General features: G+C 69.8%; 18 protein-coding genes. 10 read left to right on the plus strand and 8 right to left on the minus strand.

Going from position 1 to position 19,190, the window contains the following annotated elements:
- Positions 1-4 precede the first annotated feature (4 nt).
- Positions 5-1,282, minus strand: a complete 1,278-nt coding sequence (locus tag DPR14_RS05060; RefSeq protein ID WP_211103927.1) for an AMP-binding protein — start codon at positions 1,280-1,282, stop codon at positions 5-7.
- A 99-nt stretch (positions 1,283-1,381) separates the two neighbouring features.
- Complete coding sequence (locus DPR14_RS27150; protein WP_192499286.1) at positions 1,382-1,522, minus strand: hypothetical protein; 141 nt, start codon at positions 1,520-1,522, stop codon at positions 1,382-1,384.
- Positions 1,523-1,759: 237 nt separating this feature from the next.
- On the opposite strand from DPR14_RS27150, the gene DPR14_RS05065 reads away from it, so the two are divergent.
- A complete protein-coding gene (locus DPR14_RS05065; RefSeq protein ID WP_192499287.1) occupies positions 1,760-2,941 on the plus strand; it encodes a porin in 1,182 nt (393 codons plus the stop codon).
- A gap of 105 nt (positions 2,942-3,046) precedes the next feature.
- On the opposite strand, the gene DPR14_RS27155 is transcribed toward DPR14_RS05065, so the two are convergent.
- From DPR14_RS27155 to DPR14_RS05070, 3 genes are all read right to left on the minus strand, one after another.
- Complete coding sequence (locus DPR14_RS27155; RefSeq protein WP_192499288.1) at positions 3,047-3,217, minus strand: hypothetical protein; 171 nt, start codon at positions 3,215-3,217, stop codon at positions 3,047-3,049.
- 82 nt (positions 3,218-3,299) lie between these two features.
- Positions 3,300-3,470 carry a hypothetical protein gene (locus DPR14_RS27160; RefSeq protein ID WP_192499289.1) on the minus strand — a complete coding sequence of 57 codons (171 nt, stop codon included), beginning with the start codon at positions 3,468-3,470 and terminating at the stop codon, positions 3,300-3,302.
- 71 nt (positions 3,471-3,541) lie between these two features.
- Positions 3,542-4,552: an aldo/keto reductase gene (locus tag DPR14_RS05070; RefSeq protein WP_158044187.1), complete on the minus strand. Its 1,011-nt coding sequence runs from the start codon at positions 4,550-4,552 to the stop codon at positions 3,542-3,544.
- A gap of 98 nt (positions 4,553-4,650) precedes the next feature.
- Between DPR14_RS05070 and DPR14_RS05075 the strand changes: the two genes are divergently transcribed.
- Positions 4,651-5,079, plus strand: coding sequence for an RbsD/FucU family protein (locus DPR14_RS05075; protein WP_158044188.1), 429 nt, complete (start codon positions 4,651-4,653; stop codon positions 5,077-5,079).
- On the opposite strand, the gene DPR14_RS05080 is transcribed toward DPR14_RS05075, so the two are convergent.
- Positions 5,051-6,316 (minus strand): flavin monoamine oxidase family protein, encoded by a 1,266-nt coding sequence (locus DPR14_RS05080; RefSeq protein ID WP_158044189.1) that lies wholly within the window; start codon positions 6,314-6,316, stop codon positions 5,051-5,053. The genes DPR14_RS05075 and DPR14_RS05080 overlap by 29 nt on opposite strands.
- Before the next feature lie 219 nt (positions 6,317-6,535).
- On the opposite strand from DPR14_RS05080, the gene ispH reads away from it, so the two are divergent.
- The 3 genes from ispH to hpnH are packed head-to-tail and all read left to right on the plus strand — an operon-like array spanning position 6,536 to position 8,629.
- The gene (gene ispH, locus DPR14_RS05085) at positions 6,536-7,258 is read left to right on the plus strand and encodes a 4-hydroxy-3-methylbut-2-enyl diphosphate reductase (RefSeq protein ID WP_425501014.1); all 723 of its coding nucleotides are present in this window, start codon (positions 6,536-6,538) and stop codon (positions 7,256-7,258) included.
- A complete protein-coding gene (locus DPR14_RS28995) occupies positions 7,144-7,506 on the plus strand; it encodes a hypothetical protein (RefSeq protein WP_425501015.1) in 363 nt (120 codons plus the stop codon). Before ispH ends, DPR14_RS28995 begins: the two co-directional genes overlap by 115 nt.
- A gap of 7 nt (positions 7,507-7,513) precedes the next feature.
- Complete coding sequence (hpnH, locus tag DPR14_RS05090; RefSeq protein WP_158044190.1) at positions 7,514-8,629, plus strand: adenosyl-hopene transferase HpnH; 1,116 nt, start codon at positions 7,514-7,516, stop codon at positions 8,627-8,629.
- Between the two features lie 22 nt (positions 8,630-8,651).
- On the opposite strand, the gene DPR14_RS05095 is transcribed toward hpnH, so the two are convergent.
- On the minus strand, positions 8,652-8,900 hold the full coding sequence (locus tag DPR14_RS05095) for a hypothetical protein (protein ID WP_158044191.1): 249 nt from the start codon (positions 8,898-8,900) through the stop codon (positions 8,652-8,654).
- Positions 8,901-9,266: 366 nt separating this feature from the next.
- Between DPR14_RS05095 and DPR14_RS05100 the strand changes: the two genes are divergently transcribed.
- The gene (locus DPR14_RS05100; protein WP_192499290.1) at positions 9,267-9,929 is read left to right on the plus strand and encodes a terminase small subunit; all 663 of its coding nucleotides are present in this window, start codon (positions 9,267-9,269) and stop codon (positions 9,927-9,929) included.
- A gap of 169 nt (positions 9,930-10,098) precedes the next feature.
- Here the strand turns inward: DPR14_RS05100 and shc are convergent, their stop codons facing one another.
- A complete protein-coding gene (gene shc / locus DPR14_RS05105; protein ID WP_158044193.1) occupies positions 10,099-12,084 on the minus strand; it encodes a squalene--hopene cyclase in 1,986 nt (661 codons plus the stop codon).
- 351 nt (positions 12,085-12,435) lie between these two features.
- On the opposite strand from shc, the gene DPR14_RS05110 reads away from it, so the two are divergent.
- From DPR14_RS05110 to DPR14_RS05125, 4 genes are all read left to right on the plus strand, one after another.
- On the plus strand, positions 12,436-14,691 hold the full coding sequence (locus DPR14_RS05110; RefSeq protein WP_158044194.1) for an AAA family ATPase: 2,256 nt from the start codon (positions 12,436-12,438) through the stop codon (positions 14,689-14,691).
- Between the two features lie 128 nt (positions 14,692-14,819).
- The gene (locus tag DPR14_RS05115) at positions 14,820-17,141 is read left to right on the plus strand and encodes a PAS domain-containing sensor histidine kinase (RefSeq protein WP_158044195.1); all 2,322 of its coding nucleotides are present in this window, start codon (positions 14,820-14,822) and stop codon (positions 17,139-17,141) included.
- 13 nt (positions 17,142-17,154) lie between these two features.
- The gene (locus DPR14_RS05120; protein ID WP_158044196.1) at positions 17,155-17,607 is read left to right on the plus strand and encodes a YqaA family protein; all 453 of its coding nucleotides are present in this window, start codon (positions 17,155-17,157) and stop codon (positions 17,605-17,607) included.
- A gap of 110 nt (positions 17,608-17,717) precedes the next feature.
- On the plus strand, positions 17,718-19,154 hold the full coding sequence (locus tag DPR14_RS05125) for a sensor histidine kinase (RefSeq protein WP_158044197.1): 1,437 nt from the start codon (positions 17,718-17,720) through the stop codon (positions 19,152-19,154).
- Positions 19,155-19,190: the final 36 nt, after the last annotated feature.

Below are 19,190 nucleotides of genomic sequence, written 5' to 3' on the forward strand. Positions count from 1 at the left end.
AGGATCACGGGCTCTGAGGGGCGGGAAAGGTTCGGAGGATGGTCCAGTCGGCATCCTTGCCGAAGGAATTCGACGGCAGCGACGGCCCGGAGGCCAGCGCCCGGGGCCGTTCGGGGACGGTGAGGTTGCGCTCGATCCAGTGCGTCAGCGCCTTATGGAATTCTGGCCCGGCGGGGGCGTCCGGGGCCGGCACGACGAAGGCCTTCAGCCTGTCGCCTTCCTCCGGCGTCATCAGGCGCACCGCCGCGTCGGCGACCCAGGGATGCTCGCATAACCGCTGCCGCACGTGGTCGGGAGAAACGTTCACGCCGCCGACCTGCACCATTCCGTCCAGGCGCCCCGCGACGCGGAAGCGGCCGTCGGCGGACCAGTCCAGCCGGTCCGGCGCCGCAACGTCCCGCTCCGCGCCGTCGGCCGAGGTCCGGCGCAGCACCGAATCCCCGGCGCGGCGCCACCAGGGCATCGGCCGGAACCCGTCGGCCGGATCGTCGCGCCAGCCGATCCCGGCGGTTTCCGACGAGCCGTACAGTTCGACCAGACGGTCCAGCCCGGCCCCGACCGCGCCGCGCGCGGTCGGGGCCGGACAGGGCGCCGTCGAGACGGAGCCGTATATGTCGGCGGGCAAGGCGATCCCGCTGCGGGCGACGGCCGACCAGAAGGCGGGATGGCCGACGATCAGGTCGCCGGGTGCGGCCAGAACCGCCAGCGCCGCCGGCGGCCGGCCCCGGACATCGACCACGGGCAGCCTGGCAGCGCCCGGGGGAGCGCCGGTCAGGATCGTCATCAGGAAGCCGTAGATATGGTGGCTCGGCACCGCGCCGAGGATGCGGCGGCGCCCTGGAAACAGGGTGCGCAGGAACTCCGCCTCCTGCTCCAGGTCGGCAAGGCTGTGGCGGCACGGCTTGGCGGTCCCGGTGCTGCCCGATGTCCTGAAGGTGATGTGCGAACCGCACCGGGGGAGCGCCGACCGGCAGATATCGAGCAGGCCGCCGAAGGTCCGCCGGGTCGGCAGGTAGTCGGCCGATGCCGCCTCGCCCAGGTTGAGCGCTTCGGCCAGCGCCGCCGAGAGCTGAAGCATCTCCAGGCTGTCGGCCTCGATCAGGCCGTTCCGCCAAGCCTCTCCGCCCTGGTCCTCGCGGCCGGGAAGGCCGGCGAGGACAGGCGACCCGGGCCGCAGGCGGGCGAACTCGCCCGCGACCAAATCGGCGACGAAACGCGCCAAGGTCCGGTCGTCCGACCACCAGCCCCCTCCGAAACCGAACTCTCCCGCTTCCCCGGCCACGCTCCCGACCCATCGATGGTAGTACAAGACGCAACGATAGTGTCACATCGGAGGGGCAATGCAAATCCGGTCGAACGGGAAAACGGGTTCAGGAACCGGTCAAACGTCGTAGACCGGTCCGGGCGTCTTCTTGTTCTCGCCGCCCGATCGCTCCTCCTCCTTCTCGGTCAGCGTCTTGTCGCGCTCGTTATCGGTTCCGGGCTGAGGCTTGTCGTCTTTCTTGCCGTCATTTTCGGCCATGACCGTATCTCCCGTTGAAAACCGTTCCAACAGGTCGTACGCACCCGCGTTGCGATCCTGACAGTTGATTGATTTTACGCTAAAACAAAATCATATTTGAATAAATTCTAGAAGTGTTGCTGCTGTGCATCATAATTCCTTCATGCCATTCGATCTCGATGGTAATTGTTGCGCATGCATCTATTCGCCGCTTTGATGGGGGCACGCTTCATCAATCGACCCGATCAGGGAATGGTCATGAGAAATCTCCTCCTTGCCACCACGGCCATCACCGCAGTCGCCCTGAGCGCGCAGTCCGCTCAGGCGCAGCTCGTCGTGAGCCTGGGCGGTTACACCGAATTCTTCGGCGCCTATTACGACGATGACGCCGCGAACCGGACCAGCCGCGAGTTCGCGCTTGAGACCGAGATCGTCGTCCGCGCCGACGGCAAGGCTGACAATGGCCTTCTCTACGGTGCCAAGGTCGAGCTGCAGAACAGCACCGGCAGCAGCGCCACCAGCGTCGGCACCGACGAGGCGTCGGTCTATCTCGGCGGCACCTGGGGCCGCATCGAGCTCGGCGACTTCGACGGCGCCGCGGACACCCTGGCGATCTACGCTCCCCTGATCGGCGTCGAGCAGATCGACGGCGACGGCTACCGCTTCCTGGAGAACACGCCGGACCTCGGCCCGCGCGCCGGCTTCGCGCTGGGCAGCCTGCCGACCGGCAGCGTCGTGCAGGCTCCCGACTCTGGCGACGCCACCAAGGTCATGTACCTGACGCCGCGGTTCGCCGGCATCCAGGCGGGCGTCAGCTACGCCACGCAGGACGACAGCGAGGGCCAGGACGTCGTCGGCTTCAAGACCGCCGGCGGCTACAAGGACTTCTGGGAAGTCGGCGCCAACTACACCGGCGAGTTCTCCGGCTTCTCGGTCGCGGCGGGCGCCACCGGCAGCACGGCGACCGGCCAGGACCTGGGCGTGGTCGGCGGACCCTCGCTGGAGGACTTCTGGGCGTGGCAGGTCGGCGGCCAGGTCGGCTACGGCGCCTTCAAGCTCGGCGGCGGCTACATCGACGGCGGCGACTACAACGCGGTTTCCGGCGTGCCGGCGACTTCGGGCGACACCACCATCTGGCATGTCGGCGTCAGCTACACCGCGGGCCCGCTGGCCGTCGGCCTGTCCTACGCCGACGCCGAGGGCTTCAAGGGCGGTCCGGAGTTCGACGATTTCGGCGGCGTGACTCCCGCGACCTACGCCTCCTCCTACAAGACCTACGGCGGCGGCGCCGCCTACACCCTGGCACCGGGCTTCACGGTCCAGGGCGACGTGATGTACGTGGACGAGGACCTGCGCAACGTGGATGCCGCGACCGGCGTCGCCAGCACCACGAGCAACGAAGGCATCGTCGCCATCCTGAGCACCCGCCTGGATTTCTGATCCAAGGGACTGCTTCGGCTGGAAGGGAAGGGGTGCGGCGCTTCGGGCGCCGCACCCATTTTCGTTTCTCGGGGAGGCGTCGTCGGATCGTGAAGGCCGTCGGTATCAGTTCGCCTGCTCGCCGAACCGGTGCTCGGCCGTGGACTCCTCGCCGACCCGGGCGCTGGGAGCGGAGAAGGCGTCATAGGCGGGATTGGTCAGGTAATTCGACATGACGATACCCATGCCCGTGGCGATCACGATGGCCGTCAGGGTCCCCAGGATAAACATCTTCATCGGCATTCCACTTGTTTGTCTTTGTTTTTACTTCCCGGAGCGCGAACGGCGCCCCGGGAGTGTCCCGTTCTGAAAAGCGGAGTTACGGGCCTTCGGGCGTGCGGCCCGCCTTGTCTCGGATCTCGTCGCGTTCGCCCATCTCCTCGAACTTGCGCTCGGGGCTCTTGTCGGTGTCGCCGGACGCCTTGCCGGTCTTCCGGTCCAGCGCCTTCTCGATCTGCTCGGCCGCTTCGGAACCCTTGCCGGTGCTCATGCCTTCCTCCCTCCAGCTTTCGCGGTTGCAGGCGGATCGCTCCGGCCCCTATGCCGGTCCCCGAACCAGGGTCAGGGGAGCGGGGCGTCCTGACGGATCAACCCGTCAGACCGCAATTCCGCCCACAGGTCGGGCGGAATTTTGTGGGCGAGCAGGTCCATGTTCTCCTTGATCCGCGCCGGGCTGCCCATGCCGGGAATGACCGACGCCACCACCGGATGTCCCAGCGGGAACTGAAGGGCCGCCGCCTTCAGAGGCACCGCGTGGCGGCGGCAGACCTCCTCGATCCGCCGGGTCTTCTCCAAAATGGCGGGCGAGGCGGGGACGTAGTCGTAGTGGGCGCCCTCCACCGGGCCGGTCGCCAGGATGCCGGAATTGTACGGCCCGCCCAGTACGATCCCGATGCCGCGCTTTTCGCAGAGCGGCATGAAGCTGTCCAGGCTCTCCTGGTCCAGCAGGGTGTAGCGGCCGGCCAGCAGGAAGCAGTCGAAGTCGCCGGCCTCGGCGAAGCGCTGGCAGGCTTCCCACTCGTTCAGGCCGGCCCCGATCGCCTTGACGATGCCCTGCTCGCGCAGTTTCAGCAGGGCGGGATAGGCACCCTCCATGGCCTCCTTGAAGCGCTGATCGAACGCGTCGCCCTGGTTGCGCCGGTCGGCGTCGTGGATGAAGACGATGTCGACCCGGTCGGTGCCGAGCCGATGAAGGCTGTCCTCGAACGACCGCATCACGCCGTCGTAGCTGTAGTCGAGCCCCCGGCGGAACGGTGGCACGTCCATGAACAGTCCGGCCTCGGTCGGTTCCCCCCGCGCCGGGAACAGGCGCCAGCCGACCTTGGTGGACAGCACGACATCCTCCCCGCGGACCCGGCGCAGCCAGCCGCCGACGCGGTGCTCGCTCAGGCCGTGGCCGTAGAGCGGCGCCGTGTCCACATAGCGCACGCCCGCCTCGAAGCTGGCGTCCAGGGCGGCGAGCGCCGCCTCGTCGTCGATCGCCCGGTACATGTTCCCGAGCGAGGTCCCGCCGAACCCGAACGCCGTCAGCGAGACATCCGTGCGGCCGAGCTTGCGCGTTTCCAGTTCCATGCCATCCTCCCGTACAGTTCAGTCCATCGTGACACGAAGCGATAACACGGCCGACCCCCGAATCGGGGCAGGGGGACGAAACCTATGCTGAGGACGCCATGCTGAAAACGATCGATCCGCTGCTCAACGGAGCGCTGCTCCAGATCCTCGCCGATATGGGGCACGGCGACGAACTCGCCATCGTGGACGCGAACTATCCCGCGGCGGCCAATGCCAGGCGGCTGGTCCGGCTGGACGGCATCAGCGCCACCGCGACGCTCAAGGCGGTGCTCTCGCTGCTGCCGCTCGACGACTTCGTCGAGACGCCGGCCGCCGTCATGACGCCGGGAACGGAGTGGCCGCCGATCCTGGACGAGTTCCAGGCGCTGGCCGACCAGGCGGAGGGCAGGGCGGTCGAGATCCTCGGGATGGAGCGCTTCGCCTTCTACGAACGTGCGCGCGGCTCCTACGCCGTGATCGCCACCGGCGAACGCCGGCTCTACGGCAACATCATACTGGTCAAGGGCGTGATCCGTCCGGCCGAATGACGGCCGCCGCCGCCGCCGCGGCGTCGATGCCGGTGAGGTAGGCCCCGTGCGTGGTGGAGTAGGAATCCCGCGAGCAGGCCTCTCCCGCGAAGAACAGGCGACCGTCGACCGGCAGCACCAGGTCGGCCCGGCGGTCGGCGCCTCCCGGCACCGCGTAGGAATAGGCGCCCAGGGACCACGGGTCCGCCGCCCAGCCCGACGCCGCCACCGGCTTCAGGTGCCGGCGGACCGAGGATCCGAACAGGCCGGACAGCTCGCCGACCGCGAAATCCTCCATGGCCTCGGCACCGGCGCGTTCCAGGTCGAGCGCCAGGGCGCCGCCGTAATAGGCCTCGATCAGCGGCCGGCCGAGCGGCTCCAGGTGGTAGAGCCCGGTCCGCGCGCCGTCCAGGGCGCCGGGAACCTGGGTATCGGGCTCCAGGTCCCAGAGGCAGCCGCTCCCCTCGACGACCTCCAGGAACAGCTTCGCAACATAGCCCATGGGCAGGGCTCGGGCCGCCTCGATCTTTTCCGGCAGCGGCGGCGTGAAGCGGATCGCCTCGCCGTCCAGCAGCGGGGGCGGGACGGTCAGGATCACGGCACGGCCGCACAGCTCTCCCTTGGGCGTGGTCAGCACGATCCGCGGCCCGGTCAGGTCGACCGATGTCACCGGCGTGTCGAGCGAGACATGAACGCCGGCGCCGGCCCGCGCCACCAGCGTGCCGTAGCCCGACGCCACCCGCCAGTTGACGCCGGTATCGGCGTAGCGCACCAGGTCCACGGCCGACAGCGCCCCCGGCTCGGCGCCGGAGATATAGCCGATGACCGCCTCGAACCGGGGCAGCCAGCGGTCCCCGGCGGGCAGCAGGTCGGCGACGCTGCGATCCGGGCCGGCATCGCCGACGCGGTCGATCAGGTCCCAGAACCGCTCCATCGCCTCCGCCCAGTCGGTCATGGCCTCCCGGCCGATCCGGCGCCCGACGGAACCCTGTCCCCAGTCCGGCGGATTCCGGTCGATCTCCAGCCCCAGCCCCTCGGCGATTGCGCACCACGGGTTGCGGTCGGCGGAATGCAGCCAGCCGCAACCCAGATCGGCGGGATGCCCGCCATCGGACAGGACGGTGTGGGCGCGGCCTCCCATCCGGCCGCGCGCCTCGACCACCACCGCCGAGATTCCCCGGCGGCCCAGTTCGCGCGCCGCCGCCAGACCGGCGGCCCCGGCGCCGACCACGACCACATCCACTTCGCTGAACGGCATGAATCCCCTGTCGCCTTCGATCCCAATCACGCCCGTTCAACAGATTGTGCGGGGGTTCGGACCGCGCGCACTGCTCCAAATGCGTGTTTGCCCGATTTTTCCCTCCCGATATAGCCTGGATCGTCCAGGGGGCCGTCGCCTGAGCCGACAGGCGCCGCCGCCCCTGGAACTGATCGGCCCCGGAAGCGACCGGCCCGGAAACGACCGAAGGACGCGCTCATGCAGGTGATCCTGGCCCAGCCCCGCGGTTTCTGCGCCGGCGTCGAGCGGGCGATCGAAATCGTGGAACGGGCGCTCGCGCTTTATGGGCCTCCCGTCTATGTCCGGCACGAGATCGTCCACAACGGCCATGTGGTCGAACGCCTGCGGGCCAAGGGCGTGCGGTTCGTGGACGAGGTCGACGAGGTGCCGCCCGGCGGCGTCACGATCTTCAGCGCGCACGGCGTCTCGACCGCGGTGGACGAGGCGGCCCGGGCGCGCGGCCTCCACGTGATCGACGCGACCTGTCCCCTGGTCGCCCGCGTCCACCTCGAAGGCGCCCGCTACTCCCGTCAGGGGCGCGACGTCGTCCTGATCGGCCATGCCGGGCATGCGGAGGTCGAAGGAACCCTGGGACGGCTCAAGGGGCCGGTCCATCTCGTCGGCTCGGTCGAGGAGGTCGCCGGGCTGGAAGTCTCCGATCCCGGCCGGGTCGCCTACATCACCCAGACGACGCTCAGCATCGACGACACCCGCGGGATCATCGAGGCGCTCAAGGCCCGGTACCCGCCATCGTCGGCCCCGACACCAACGACATCTGCTACGCGACCCAGAACCGCCAGCGCGCCGTGCTGGGCCTTGTCCCGCTGGTCGACCTGGTGCTGGTGGTCGGGGCGGCGAACAGCTCCAACTCCAACCGGCTGCGCGAGATCGCGCGGGATGCCGGCATTCCCGCCCATCTGATCGACGACGCCTCGGCGCTCGATCCGGCCTGGCTCGACGGGGTATCCTCGGTCGGCGTCACGGCGGGCGCCTCGGCGCCGGAGGACCTGGTCCAGGAGGTGCTGGCCGCGCTGTCCCGCCGGGCCAGGCTGCGGATCAGGACGCTTCCCGGCATAGAGGAAACCCTGCGTTTCCGCCTGCCCGCCGAGCTGGAGGCGGCCGGCGCCGGCCCGCTCCCCCGGCACCGACCCGACTTGAACAGGAAGTGAGCTGACAATGGCCGTTCCCCTGCTCCAAACCGCCATGGTCGGCGCCTATGTCGTCGGCCGCCACCTGCGCGGCGTCAGGCGGTACCCGCTGGTGCTGATGCTGGAGCCGCTGTTCCGCTGCAACCTCGCCTGCGCCGGCTGCGGCAAGATCGACTACCCCGACCCGCTGCTCAACCGCCGCCTGAGCGTGGACGACTGCCTGGAGGCGGCGCGGGAATGCGGCGCGCCGGTCGTCTCGATCGCCGGCGGCGAGCCGCTGCTCCATGCGGAGATCGACCGGATCGTGGACGGGCTGATCGCCCAGCGGCGCTTCGTCTATCTCTGCACCAACGCGCTCCTGATGGAGAAGCGGCTGGACCGCTTCAAGCCCGGCCCGTTCTTCACCTGGTCGGTCCATCTCGACGGCAGCCGGGCCGAGCACGACGCCTCGGTCTGCCAGCCCGGAGTCTACGACCGCGCCGTCGCCGCGATCCGCGAGGCCAAGAAGCGCGGCTTCCGCGTCAACATCAACTGCACCCTGTTCGACGGCACCGATCCCGCCCGCGTCGCCGCGTTCTTCGACGAGGCCATGGAAGCCGGCATCGACGGCATCACGGTCTCCCCGGGATACGCCTACGAGCGCGCACCCGACCAGGCCCATTTCCTGACCCGCCGGCGCACCAAGCAGCTCTTCCGCGACATTTTCCGGGCCGGGCAGGGCAGGCGCTGGGCGTTCAACCAGTCGTCCCTGTTCCTGGACTTCCTGGCCGGCAACCAGCCCTACCGGTGCAGCCCCTGGGGCAACCCGACCCGCAACGTCTTCGGCTGGCAGCGCCCCTGCTACCTGCTCGGGGAAGGTTACGCCAAGACTTGGCGCGAGCTGATGGAAGAAACCGACTGGGACGCCTACGGCACCGGCAACTACGAGAAATGCGCCGACTGCATGGTCCACAGCGGCTACGAGGCGACCGCCGTCGCCGACTCCGTCCGCAATCCCCTGAAGGCGTTCCGCGTCGCCCGGCACGGCGTCCGGACCGACGGCGGCATGGCCCCCGAGATCCCCCTCGACCGCCAGCGCCCGGCCGAATACGTCTTCTCCCGCCACGTCGAGAAGGCGCTGGAGGAAACCGGCCCGAAGCGCTGAGGGTATCGGCGCCGAGGCGGGATCAACGCCCCGCGCCCGACCCGGACGAAAGCAAAACCAGCAGCAGCCCGCGCGGCAGCGCGCAGAAGGACAGGCCGACGCCGACCAGGATCAGTCCCGCCTGAAGGACGGTGTCCAACTCCATATGCAGCGGGCCGAAATGCACGTCGAACACGGGCATGAAACGCTGTGACCCGCTGCCGGCCGAGGGCAGGAGGATCAGCGGGAACAGCAGTCCCCAGATGACCATAAGCTTGCCGAGCGTGCGCATGGGTGGCCTCTATGGACGGCGACGCGGTCGATGACCGCAGGGCAGGGCATTCCCGCGCCCCGATCATACCAGGCACGAAAAACCCTGACCTGCGAACCGCGTTGGGCCAAGGCCCAAACCCACGGCGGTTCGCCGATGCCTAGGTTGGGCCCATGGCCCAACGCATGGAATCAAATCTCCCGGCGAGACTTACCCAAATTTCGACGTTGACATCGATGGTGGCATTGCTCATGCGGCTCTAAGCTGAGGGGTGGCGTCCCGCCGCCCATGGTGCGCGGGACGCGCACCCCCCGACCTGTCTTGCATTCGTCCCGAAATCGGCTTAATGTTCATGAATTGTTCCCATCCGGCCAAGGCGCTCCAGCCATGCTCGACCACCAGTCCCCCACGCAAGCAGCCTCCGCCCCGCCCGTGATCGTCCTGACGCCGCGCCAGGAAGCCTTCTGCCAAGCCATGGCCTGCGGCGTCGGCGGGGCGGAGGCGGCGCGGCGGGCGGGGTACTCGCCCAAGGGGGCCAAGCAGCGCGGCGCCGTCCTCATGGGCCAGCCGGAAATCCGCGTCCGTATCGACCAGCTCCGCACCGACCGGCGGGCCGTCCACAAGTCCGCCCTGGACCGCGCCGCCGAACTGGTGGAGACCATCGCGGGGGAGGCGCTGGAGCGCAAGAGCCTCGGGCTGGCGCTGCGCGCGGTGGAGCTTGGCCTGAAGCTCCGCGGCGTGGTCCAGGACAAGCGCATCCCTCACCACTACATCGGCGACAGTCCGCACCCGGACGCCGACCTGGAAAACCTGGACTGTCCCCCGGAGGATGCCGATTACCCCGAGACCGCGCAGCCGCCCGAGCCGGCGAAGCCCGCCGTGCCGTTCAGCTCCATGCCCGCCGGCAAGCCCGCCGTCCCGCCGGCCGACAAGCGGAATAGTGACCTTTCGGCCCGAAAGATAGTGACCTCCCCCAAGACGGCGGCCCTGTTCGGCTCCACCTCCCTGTCGGCGCCGGTGCCGCCCCTCCGGGTGCCGGCCGTCGCCTGAATCCCCGCCCCGCGTATAGATCCTGTCCGTTTCGCCGTAGGTCGGCCTTCGCCCGTCAGGGCGAACGCCGACAGCGCGGCCGAAGCGTCGATGCGGAGCGTCGGCGTTCGCCCTGACGGGCGGAAGGCCGACCTACCGTTCGCCTGACCGTGAAGTCGTAACGCGCCCTCTACAGCCCCCAGGGCACCGTCGTGCGGCGTTCCTGGATCAGGCCGCGGTAGCGGGCCAGCGCCCACAGCGGGAAGATCGCGGCATAGCCATGATAGCGCAGGTAGAAGACCCGGGGGAAACCCACCGCCGTGAAGTCCTCCTCGTCCCACAGCCCCTCGGCGTTGCGGGTGTCGAGCAGGTAGCGGACGCCCCGCGCCACGGCAGCGCTCCGCACCTCGCCCGCCGCCATCAGGCCCAGCAACGCCCAGGCGGTCTGCGACGCCGTGCTCGGGCACCTGTCCTCGGCGATGCGGTCGGGCCAGTAGGAAACCCCGCCTTCGCCCCAGCCGCCGTCGGGGTTCTGGCGGGAGACCAGCCATTCGGCCGCGCGCCGCACCATGGGGTCGTCCGCCCGGATTCCGGCCGCGTTCAGGCCGCACAGGGCCGACCAGGTGCCGTAGATGTAGTTGGTGCCCCAGCGGCCGAACCAGGAGCCGTTCGGTTCCTGCTCCCGCCGGATGAAGTCGATCCCGGTCGCGACGGCCGGGTGGTCCCGGTCGAGCCCGAGCTGCGCCAGCATCCCGATGCAGCGCGCCGTCACGTCCACCGTCGGCGGGTCGAGCAGGGCGCCGTGGTCGGCGAAGGGGATGTAGTTCAGGTAATGGCTGTTGTTGTCGGCGTCGAACGCGCCCCAGCCGCCGTTGGTGCTCTGAAGCCCCTCGATCCACTCGCGCCCGCGGTCGATCGCCTGCGTGAACAGCTCCGCCTCGCAGCGGTCCAACGCCATCACCACCACGGCGGTGTCGTCGGTGTCGGGATAGTGGGGGTTGGCGTACTGGAACGGCCAGCCGCCCGGCCGCACCCCCGGCCGCCGCCAGCTCCAGTCGCCCTGGCAGTCCAGCACCTGACGGTCGGCCAGCCAGCGGGCCGCCTGCAGGGCCATCGCCCGCGCCGTGGGGCCGCCGGCCTCGGCCAGCGCGTGGCAGGCCAGCGAGGTGTCCCACACCGGGGACAGGCAGGGCTGGCACAGGATCTCGTCGTCCCGGCGCAGCAGCAGCTTGTCCATGGCCCGGCGGGCGGTCGCGGCGTCGGGATGGTCGGTGCGGTAGCCCAGGCAGTCATACATCAGGATCGCGTTGACCATCGCCGGGAAGATCGAGCCCAGCCCGTCCTCGCCGTTCAGCCGCTCCGTCACGAAGCTCACGGCGCGCTGGATCGCGGTCCGCCGCCCGGTCCTGGGCAGGCGCGGCTCGATCAGCATCAGGAAGCTGTCCAGCCCGCGGAACAGCCGGGCCAGCGCCGTGTCGTCGGGCGCCGAGTGCCAGTCGGCGACCCGGTCGGCCGGCACGGTGAACAGTTCCGAGACCCCGACGCCGCGCGGGTTGCGGGCCTTCGGCTTGTGCGCCATCACGACCAGCAGCGGCACCACGACGGTCCGCGACCAGTAGGAGATCCGGGAGATGTGGATCGGCGACCAGGCCGGCAGGTTCAGGATCTCGACCGGCATGGCCGGCACCCCGCGCCACGGGATCTGGCCGAACAGCGCCAGCAGGATGCGAGTGAAGACGTTGCACCGGGCGGCGCCGCCATGGGCCAGGATCGCATCCCGCGCCCGCTTCATGTGCGGCGCGCCGGGCGGGTCGCCGGCCGCCTTCAGCGCGAAGTAGGCCTTGACCGAGCAGCTCACGTCCAGCGCGCCGCCGTGGAACAGCGGCCAGCCGCCGTCCTCGCCCTGGCGCCGCCGGATGAAGGCCGCCAGCCCGGCCTCCACCTCCGGGTCGATCTCGTCCAGGAAATGCTGGAGCAGGATATGCTCGGCCGGAATGGTCGCGTCCGCTTCGAGCGGGAAGACCCAGTGCCCGTCGGGCTGCTGGAGCCGTTCGAGGGCGGACTCCGCCGCGGTGACCGCCTCGTTCAGGTCAAGACTCTGATCAACTGTCCCGTCGGCCGAAAAGTCTATTGAGCCGAGGCCTTCGGGATCAACGCCCGTCCGCGGGAGAAGCATGCTCGCCCACCTGCTGCTGATCGAAACAGGGTGATTGCACCAGAGGATATTCGATGTTGCCCTGCACCCACCCTTATGCCGCGGCATGCCGCGGTGTCATCAACGCAAAAGGCGACGGACCCCTCCAGACGGCGATGCAGCAATTCTTCCAGGCGTCCCGCCGGGCCGATTCGGCGGCGGGCTGGAAGCAATGACTGGTTGATGAAGCCGCGGTTAATGGCTTCATGGTTAATGGCTTCATGGTTAATGATTGATTCACTATGTCGAAAGTAAGACTCCTGCTCAGGAGCGCGACCGCAAGGCGCCAGCGGGACCGCCGGCACAGCCAACCAGGACAGGAGAGGCCAGCCCATGCTCAGCAACGCCGCCGCACAGTCCGTCAGGAACGCGTATCAGTTCGCCGCCCAGTATGGCCATGGGGCACCGGGGCAGGAACATCTGCTGCTGTCCCTGACCGGCGATGTCGATGCCGTCGCCGCCCTGATGGCGTGCGAGGCCGATCCCAGGGCCATCCACCGCGAGATGGACCGGCTGATGCCGCGCCTGCCGCAGCGGCCCCAGGGCGACGACGCGGTGGAACGGACGATCCAGCGGGCCGAGCGCTTCAAGCCGGACGCGCCGTGCGACGGCGCCTGCCTGCTGCTGGCGCTGCTGGTCGACCGGACCGCCGGCGCCGCGTCCATTCTCCGGCGCCATGGCGTCACGCGCGACCGGATCGTCGAGCACATGGTCCAGCGCGACGTGGAGGCCCGGCGGCGGCGGACCCAGCACCGGGCGCTGGACGCCTCCGATCCGCCGCCCGCCCCGGCCCTCGCCGCCGACGGCGCGCTCGCGACATACTGCGTCGACCTCAACGCCAAGGCGGCCGCCGGCCGGATCGACCCCGTGATCGGCCGCGACGCGGCGATCGAGCGGACCGTCCAGATCCTGTGCCGGCGCACGAAGAACAACCCGATCCTGGTCGGCGAGCCGGGCGTCGGCAAGACCGCCATCGCCGAAGGGCTGGCGCTGCGGATCGTCGAGGGGGAGGCCCCCGAAGCCCTGGCGGGCACCCGCATCTTCGCGCTCGACCTGGGGGCGCTGGTGGCCGGGACCCGGTATCGCGGCGATTTCGAGGAGCGCGTCAAGGCCGTCGTCACGGAACTGGGCAGGACGCCCGGCGCCGTCCTGTTCATCGACGAGATCCACACGATCATCGGCGCCGGCGGATCGGGCGGCGCCATGGACGCCGCCAACCTGCTGAAGCCGGCCCTGGCCGAGGGGACGCTGCGCTGCGTCGGCGCCACCACCTACCGGGAATACCGCCAGCACATCGAGCGCGACCAGGCGCTCGCCCGCCGTTTCGGCAAGATCGACGTCGCCGAACCCTCGGTCGAGGACGCCGTCGCCATCCTGGAAGGCGTCGCGGAACGCTATGCCGACCACCACCGCGTGATCTACGGCGCCGACGCGATCCGCGCCGCGGTGGAGCTGTCGGCCCGCTACATCACCGACAGGCACCTGCCGGACAAGGCCATCGACGTGCTGGACGAGGCCGGCGCCATGGCCCGGCTCGACGCCGGCCGGGCCTGGCCGCGGCGGATAGATGCGTCCGACATCGAAACCGTCGTCGCGCGCATCGCCAACATGCCGGTCCGCCGCGCCGGGCTGGACGAACGGGCGGCGCTCCGGGGCCTCGAAGCCGACCTCAAGGCATCCGTCTTCGGACAGGACGCCGCGATCCAGGCGGTCGCGTCGGCGGTCAAGATCGCCCGGTCGGGTCTGCGCGACCCGGAGAAGCCGATGGGGTCGTACCTGTTCGCCGGCCCGACCGGCGTCGGGAAGACCGAGATCGCGCGCCGGCTGGCCGAGACGCTCGGCGTCCCGCTGCTGCGCTTCGACATGTCGGAATACATGGAACGGCACACCGTCAGCCGCTTGATCGGGGCGCCTCCGGGCTATGTCGGCTTCGACCAGGAAGGGCTGCTGACCTCGGCGGTGTCGAAGGCGCCCCATGCCGTCCTGCTGCTGGACGAGATCGAGAAGGCCCACCCCGACCTGTTCGCGCTTCTGCTCCAGGTCATGGACGCCGGCCGGCTGACCGACAGCTCGGGGCGGACCATCGACTTCCGCCACGTCGTCCTGATCATGACGACCAACGCCGGCGCCGCCGAGATGGCCCGCCCCGCGATCGGCTTCGGCGCGCAGTCCGCTCCGGGAGCCGATACCGACGCCGCGGTGGCGGCGATCCAGCGCCTGTTCTCGCCGGAGTTCCGCAACCGCCTGGACGCCACGGTCCAGTTCCGGCCGCTCGAACCCGGGACCGTCAGGCTGATCGCGCGGTCGCACCTGGACCAGCTCGCGGGACAGCTCGCCGACCGCAACATCGCGCTCGACATCAGCCCCGAAGCGCTGGACTGGCTGGCCGCGCGGGGCTTCGACCCCGCCCTGGGCGCCCGCCCGCTGGCACGCCTGGTCGAGCGCGCGGTCAAGCTTCCCCTGGCCGAACACCTCCTGCTCGGGGATCTCGACGGCGGCGGCCGCATCAGGCTGGAGGTGGTGGACGGGAAACTTGACCTGTCGGTCGACCGTGCCCATGTCAGGTCGTCGGAATATGAACCGGCATAGCCCCTCCCGGTACCGCCGCCTCACTCACGCCATCATCGGGCGCTCCACTGGGTCAGGCTAGGATACTCCGGGAAGAGCCGGGACGCTCCAACCGTTCCGGCCCAGCAGTCCTGGAGTTTTCTGAAGCGATGACCAGCAGCAACGACGCCGTATCGTCCATGTCGGCGAACAGGACCCTCGCCCAGGTTCTCTCGGCCCTGGCGCTGGAGGTGCCCGATACGGACGTGCTGCTTCGGATCGTCGACCGGGTCCCGGCCGCCGTCGCCATCGTGCGCGGGCCGGAACTCCGCTATACCCTCGTCAACGAAGCCTATGCGGCAATCCCTCCGACGACCGTCCCCATGCTGGGGCGGACGATCGCCGAGGTCTTCCCGGCCATCCCGACGGAGCAGATCGCGGCGATCGAGAGGGTCTGGCGGACCGGCGAGCCCCTCAGCCTCCGGCAGCACCGCTCGATCTACGCGTCCGGCGGGCGGGAAACCTTCTGGGACATCGAGTTCATCCCGCTGCCGGCGACCGGGAGGACCGTCGACGGCGTGCTGATCATCGCGCAGGAGGTGACCCGCCAGGTCAGGGCGGAGCGGGACAGCGAGGAACTCCGAACCAGCGAGGCGCGGCTCACCATCGCGCTCGAAGCCGCCGAGGTCGGGGCCTGGTGCATGCGCGGAGACAGCCGGCAATTCGTCGCGTCTCACCATGCCGCGGCACTTCAGGGGCTTCCGGCGGAGACGCCGTTCGGCCTCGACGAGGCGCTGGCCGTGGTCCATCCGGACGACCGCGCCATGGTGGCGGACCGGATCGAGCGGGCGATCGCCGGAAAGGGCACCCTGGAGGTCGAGTACCGCCTCAACCCCGCGGTCCGGAAACCGGCCCCGGAACAGGACGGGGAGCGCTGGTTCGTGGCGCGCGGACGCTGGATGCCCGACGGGACTTCGGGGGTGTCTCCGGAGGGAGGTCGGATGTTCGGCGTCGTCCGGGACATCACCGCCCGCAAGAAGGCCGACGGAGAGCGGGAGCGGCTGATCGCCCGCATGGCCGCGGACAATGCCCGGTTCGAGGCCCTGGTCGACAGCATGCCCGCCGGCGTTCTGGTCGCCGAGGCGCCCAGCGGCCGGATCATCTACGGCAACCGGCGGATCGAGGAGATCCTGCGTCACAAGGTGCTGCCCTCGTCCGATGTGGGAAACTACGGCGAATGGGTCGGCTGGCACCCCGACGGCAGCCTGGTCGCTCCGGCGCAGTGGCCGCTGGCCCGCGCCCTCAAGGGCGAGGTGGTCGCGGGTGACGAGTATCTCTACCGGCGCGGCTGCGGAACCACCGGCTGGATCCGGGTCAGCGGCGCGCCGGTCGTCGACGCCGGAGGCGCTATCATCGGCAGCGTGGTGGCCCTCTACGACATCGACCGCGAGAAGCGGGCGGAAACGGCGCTGCGCGGCAGCGAGGAGCGCGTCCGCAAGGTCATCGACAGCCTGTACAGCTTCGTCTGCGTGACCACTCCCGAAGGCGTCGTGGTGGAGGCCAACCGGACCGCGCTGGATGCCGCCGGCCTCCGTTCCTCCGACGTGAGCGGGCGCCGCTACGAGGATACCTGGTGGTGGTCCCATTCGCCGGAGGAGCAGGCGCGGCTGCGGGCCGCCATCGACCGGGCCGCCGGGGGCGAGACCTCCCGCTACGATGCCGTGCTCCGGCTGGCGGACCGCCTGGTCACGGTCGACTTCACCATCTCGCCCATGGTCGACGGGGCCGGCAGGATCACCCACCTGATCCCCTCGGCGATCGACATCACCGGCCGTAAGCAGGCCGAGCAGGCCCTGACGAACGCCCTGGCGGACAAGGACCTGCTGCTCGCCCGGCAGGACATGCTGCTGAAGGAGGTCAACCACCGGGTCAAGAACTCGCTCCAGCTCGTCGCCAGCCTGCTCAACCTCCAGGGGCGGCAGCTCGACGACGCCCGAAGCCGCCAGGCTTTCGAGGACGCGGTGTCCCGGGTCAACGCGATCGCCCAGGTGCACGAACAGCTTTACAAGAACGACAATGTGCGGCGGGTCGAGTTCGGCACCTACCTCCGGACGCTCTGCACCCTATACGGCGGCGGCGACGTCGCGATTTGGACCGAGCCGGTCGAGGTCCCGACGGATTCGGCCATTCCGCTCGGGCTGCTGGCGGTGGAGCTCCTGACCAACGCCCTCAAGCACGCGGACTCCGGCAAGGCCGGCCGGCCGGTCGAGATCAGCTTCGGCCGGATGGACGGCGACGCGCTGCGCCTGACGGTCCGCGACCACGGGCCGGGCATCGCGCCGCACTTCCTGGACCCGCGCAACCGCCGGCGGAGCGACAGCCTGGGCATGCGCCTGATCGAATCCCTGGCCGCGCAGCTCGACGCCGCCCTGTCCGTCGACAACCTCGATCCCGGTACGCGCTGGACCCTGGTGCTGCCGGCCGCCGCCTGACGCGGTCCGGCCGATGGCTGCCGAACTGCCGGCCTATGCCGGCCTTTTCGCGGCTGCCCTGCTGGCCGCCACGATCCTGCCCGCGCAGTCCGAGATCCTGCTGGCGACCCTGCTGGCGCGCGGCGGGCTGGACCCCGTGCTTCTGGTCGCGACCGCCTCGGCGGGCAACGTGCTGGGGTCGGTCCTCAACTGGCTGCTCGGCCGGTTCCTGATCCATCTGCGCCACCGCCGCTGGTTTCCGCTGAAGCCCGCCGTTTACGACAGGGCGGTCGGGTGGTATGGCCGGTACGGCGTCTGGTCCCTGCTGTTCGCCTGGGTGCCCGTCGTGGGCGATCCGCTGACGGTCGTCGCCGGCGCGCTGCGCGTCGATCTGGCGCGCTTCACCATCCTGGTTGCGATCGGCAAGGTCGGGCGCTACGTCTTCATAGCACTTTCGACCCTATGGTGGACCGGCGGCTCGGGATGATCGGTTCGCTGCGGCAACACAACGCGGATGAATTTCGAAACAAATGCATCGGACGCTGAACCACCGATGGACGCAGGTGTTCTGGTAGGGGAAATCTTGGCGGGGACGACATGGGACTGCGCAACGGCCTGTGGCTGATCGCGGCAGCGGCAGCCATACCGGGACTGCTGCTGTCGGCGGCATTGCCGGCCCTGGCGCCCGCGCCCGATCCGGTTCCCGCCTCCCGGATCATCCTGCCGGCGCCGCCCCCGGGCGGCCAGGTGGACAACGCGGCCCTTCCGGGAGCGATCGTCCCCGGCATCGCGAGCCCGGCGGCACCGCTGCCCGGCGGCGTGTTCGCCTTTCCGCCTCTGGCGATGGCCGGAATGGCCGGGGCGCTGATCTCCGGCCTGCTGGCGGCCGGAGCGGCCCGCCTGGTCCTTCAGCGCAGCCATGCCGGCGCGCCGCGGGCGGAGGAGGGCTCGCGGGGGAGCGTGAGGGAAGGCGACGAGGAGCGGTTGCGCGGCATGGCCGAAGCGTTGCCGCAGATCGTCTGGATCACCGGCCCCAACGGCGAGAACGAGTATTTCAACCGCCGCTGGTTCGAATATTCCGGAGCCGCCCCGGACGACCCCAATGCCTGGCGCGACCATGTCCACCCGGATGATCTCGACGGGCTGCTCGAGTCCTGGCGGACGGCCTACGCCTCCGCCAGCCCCTGGCAGGCGGAATACAGGCTTCGCCGCGCCGACGGAGCCCATTTCTGGCATCTCGGGCGCGCCACGCCCGTGCTGGATCATGCCGGACGGATCGTCCGCTGGTTCGGCACCGCGACCGACATCGACAGCCAGAAGCGCATCCAGGCGGAGCTGGCCCGAACCGCCGCGGAGCGCGAGCAGCTGCTGCGCCAGAAGGATCTGCTGCTGCGGGAGGTGCATCACCGCGTCCGCAACAATCTCCAGCTGATCTCCAGCCTGCTCAGCCTGCAGAACCGGACGATCACGGACTCGGGGACCCTGCAGCATTTCACCGAGGCCCGCGGGCGGATCGAGGCCGTGGCCCAGGTCCACGAGCAGCTCTATCTTACCGACCAGCCCGACCTGATGGATTTCGCGGCCTTCCTCCAGGGGCTGTGCGCGAACCTCTCCAGGCCGGGCGTACCGGTGATCTGCACCCGCGATCCGCCGATGGAACTGCCGATCGACGAGGCGACGCCCCTGGCGCTGATCGCCAACGAACTGATCACCAACGCTGTCGAGTACGCCTATCCCGACGAAGGGGGAGTCGTGATCTCGGGCGGGCCGGTCCGCGTCATCCTGGAGGGGCGGTCTCCCGGTCGCGTCGAACTGCGCGTCGAGGACGACGGCGTCGGGCTGCCCCTGGATTTCGAGCAGGGCCACGGACGCCTCGGCATCCGTCTGGTCAGGCAGCTGACCCGCCAGCTCCGGGGACAGCTCTCGACCGGAGACTGCGGTGCAGGGCGCTCCGGCACCTCGGTCTGTATCAGCTTCGACAGCGAGCCGGCGCCCCCGATCGACCTGTGGGGCAACCGCGACGTCATTCGGTAAGCCCGGGGATGCCGATTATGCGATTTGCCATAACCC

The organism is Skermanella pratensis, from assembly GCF_008843145.1.
GTDB classification, from domain to species: domain Bacteria; phylum Pseudomonadota; class Alphaproteobacteria; order Azospirillales; family Azospirillaceae; genus Skermanella; species Skermanella pratensis.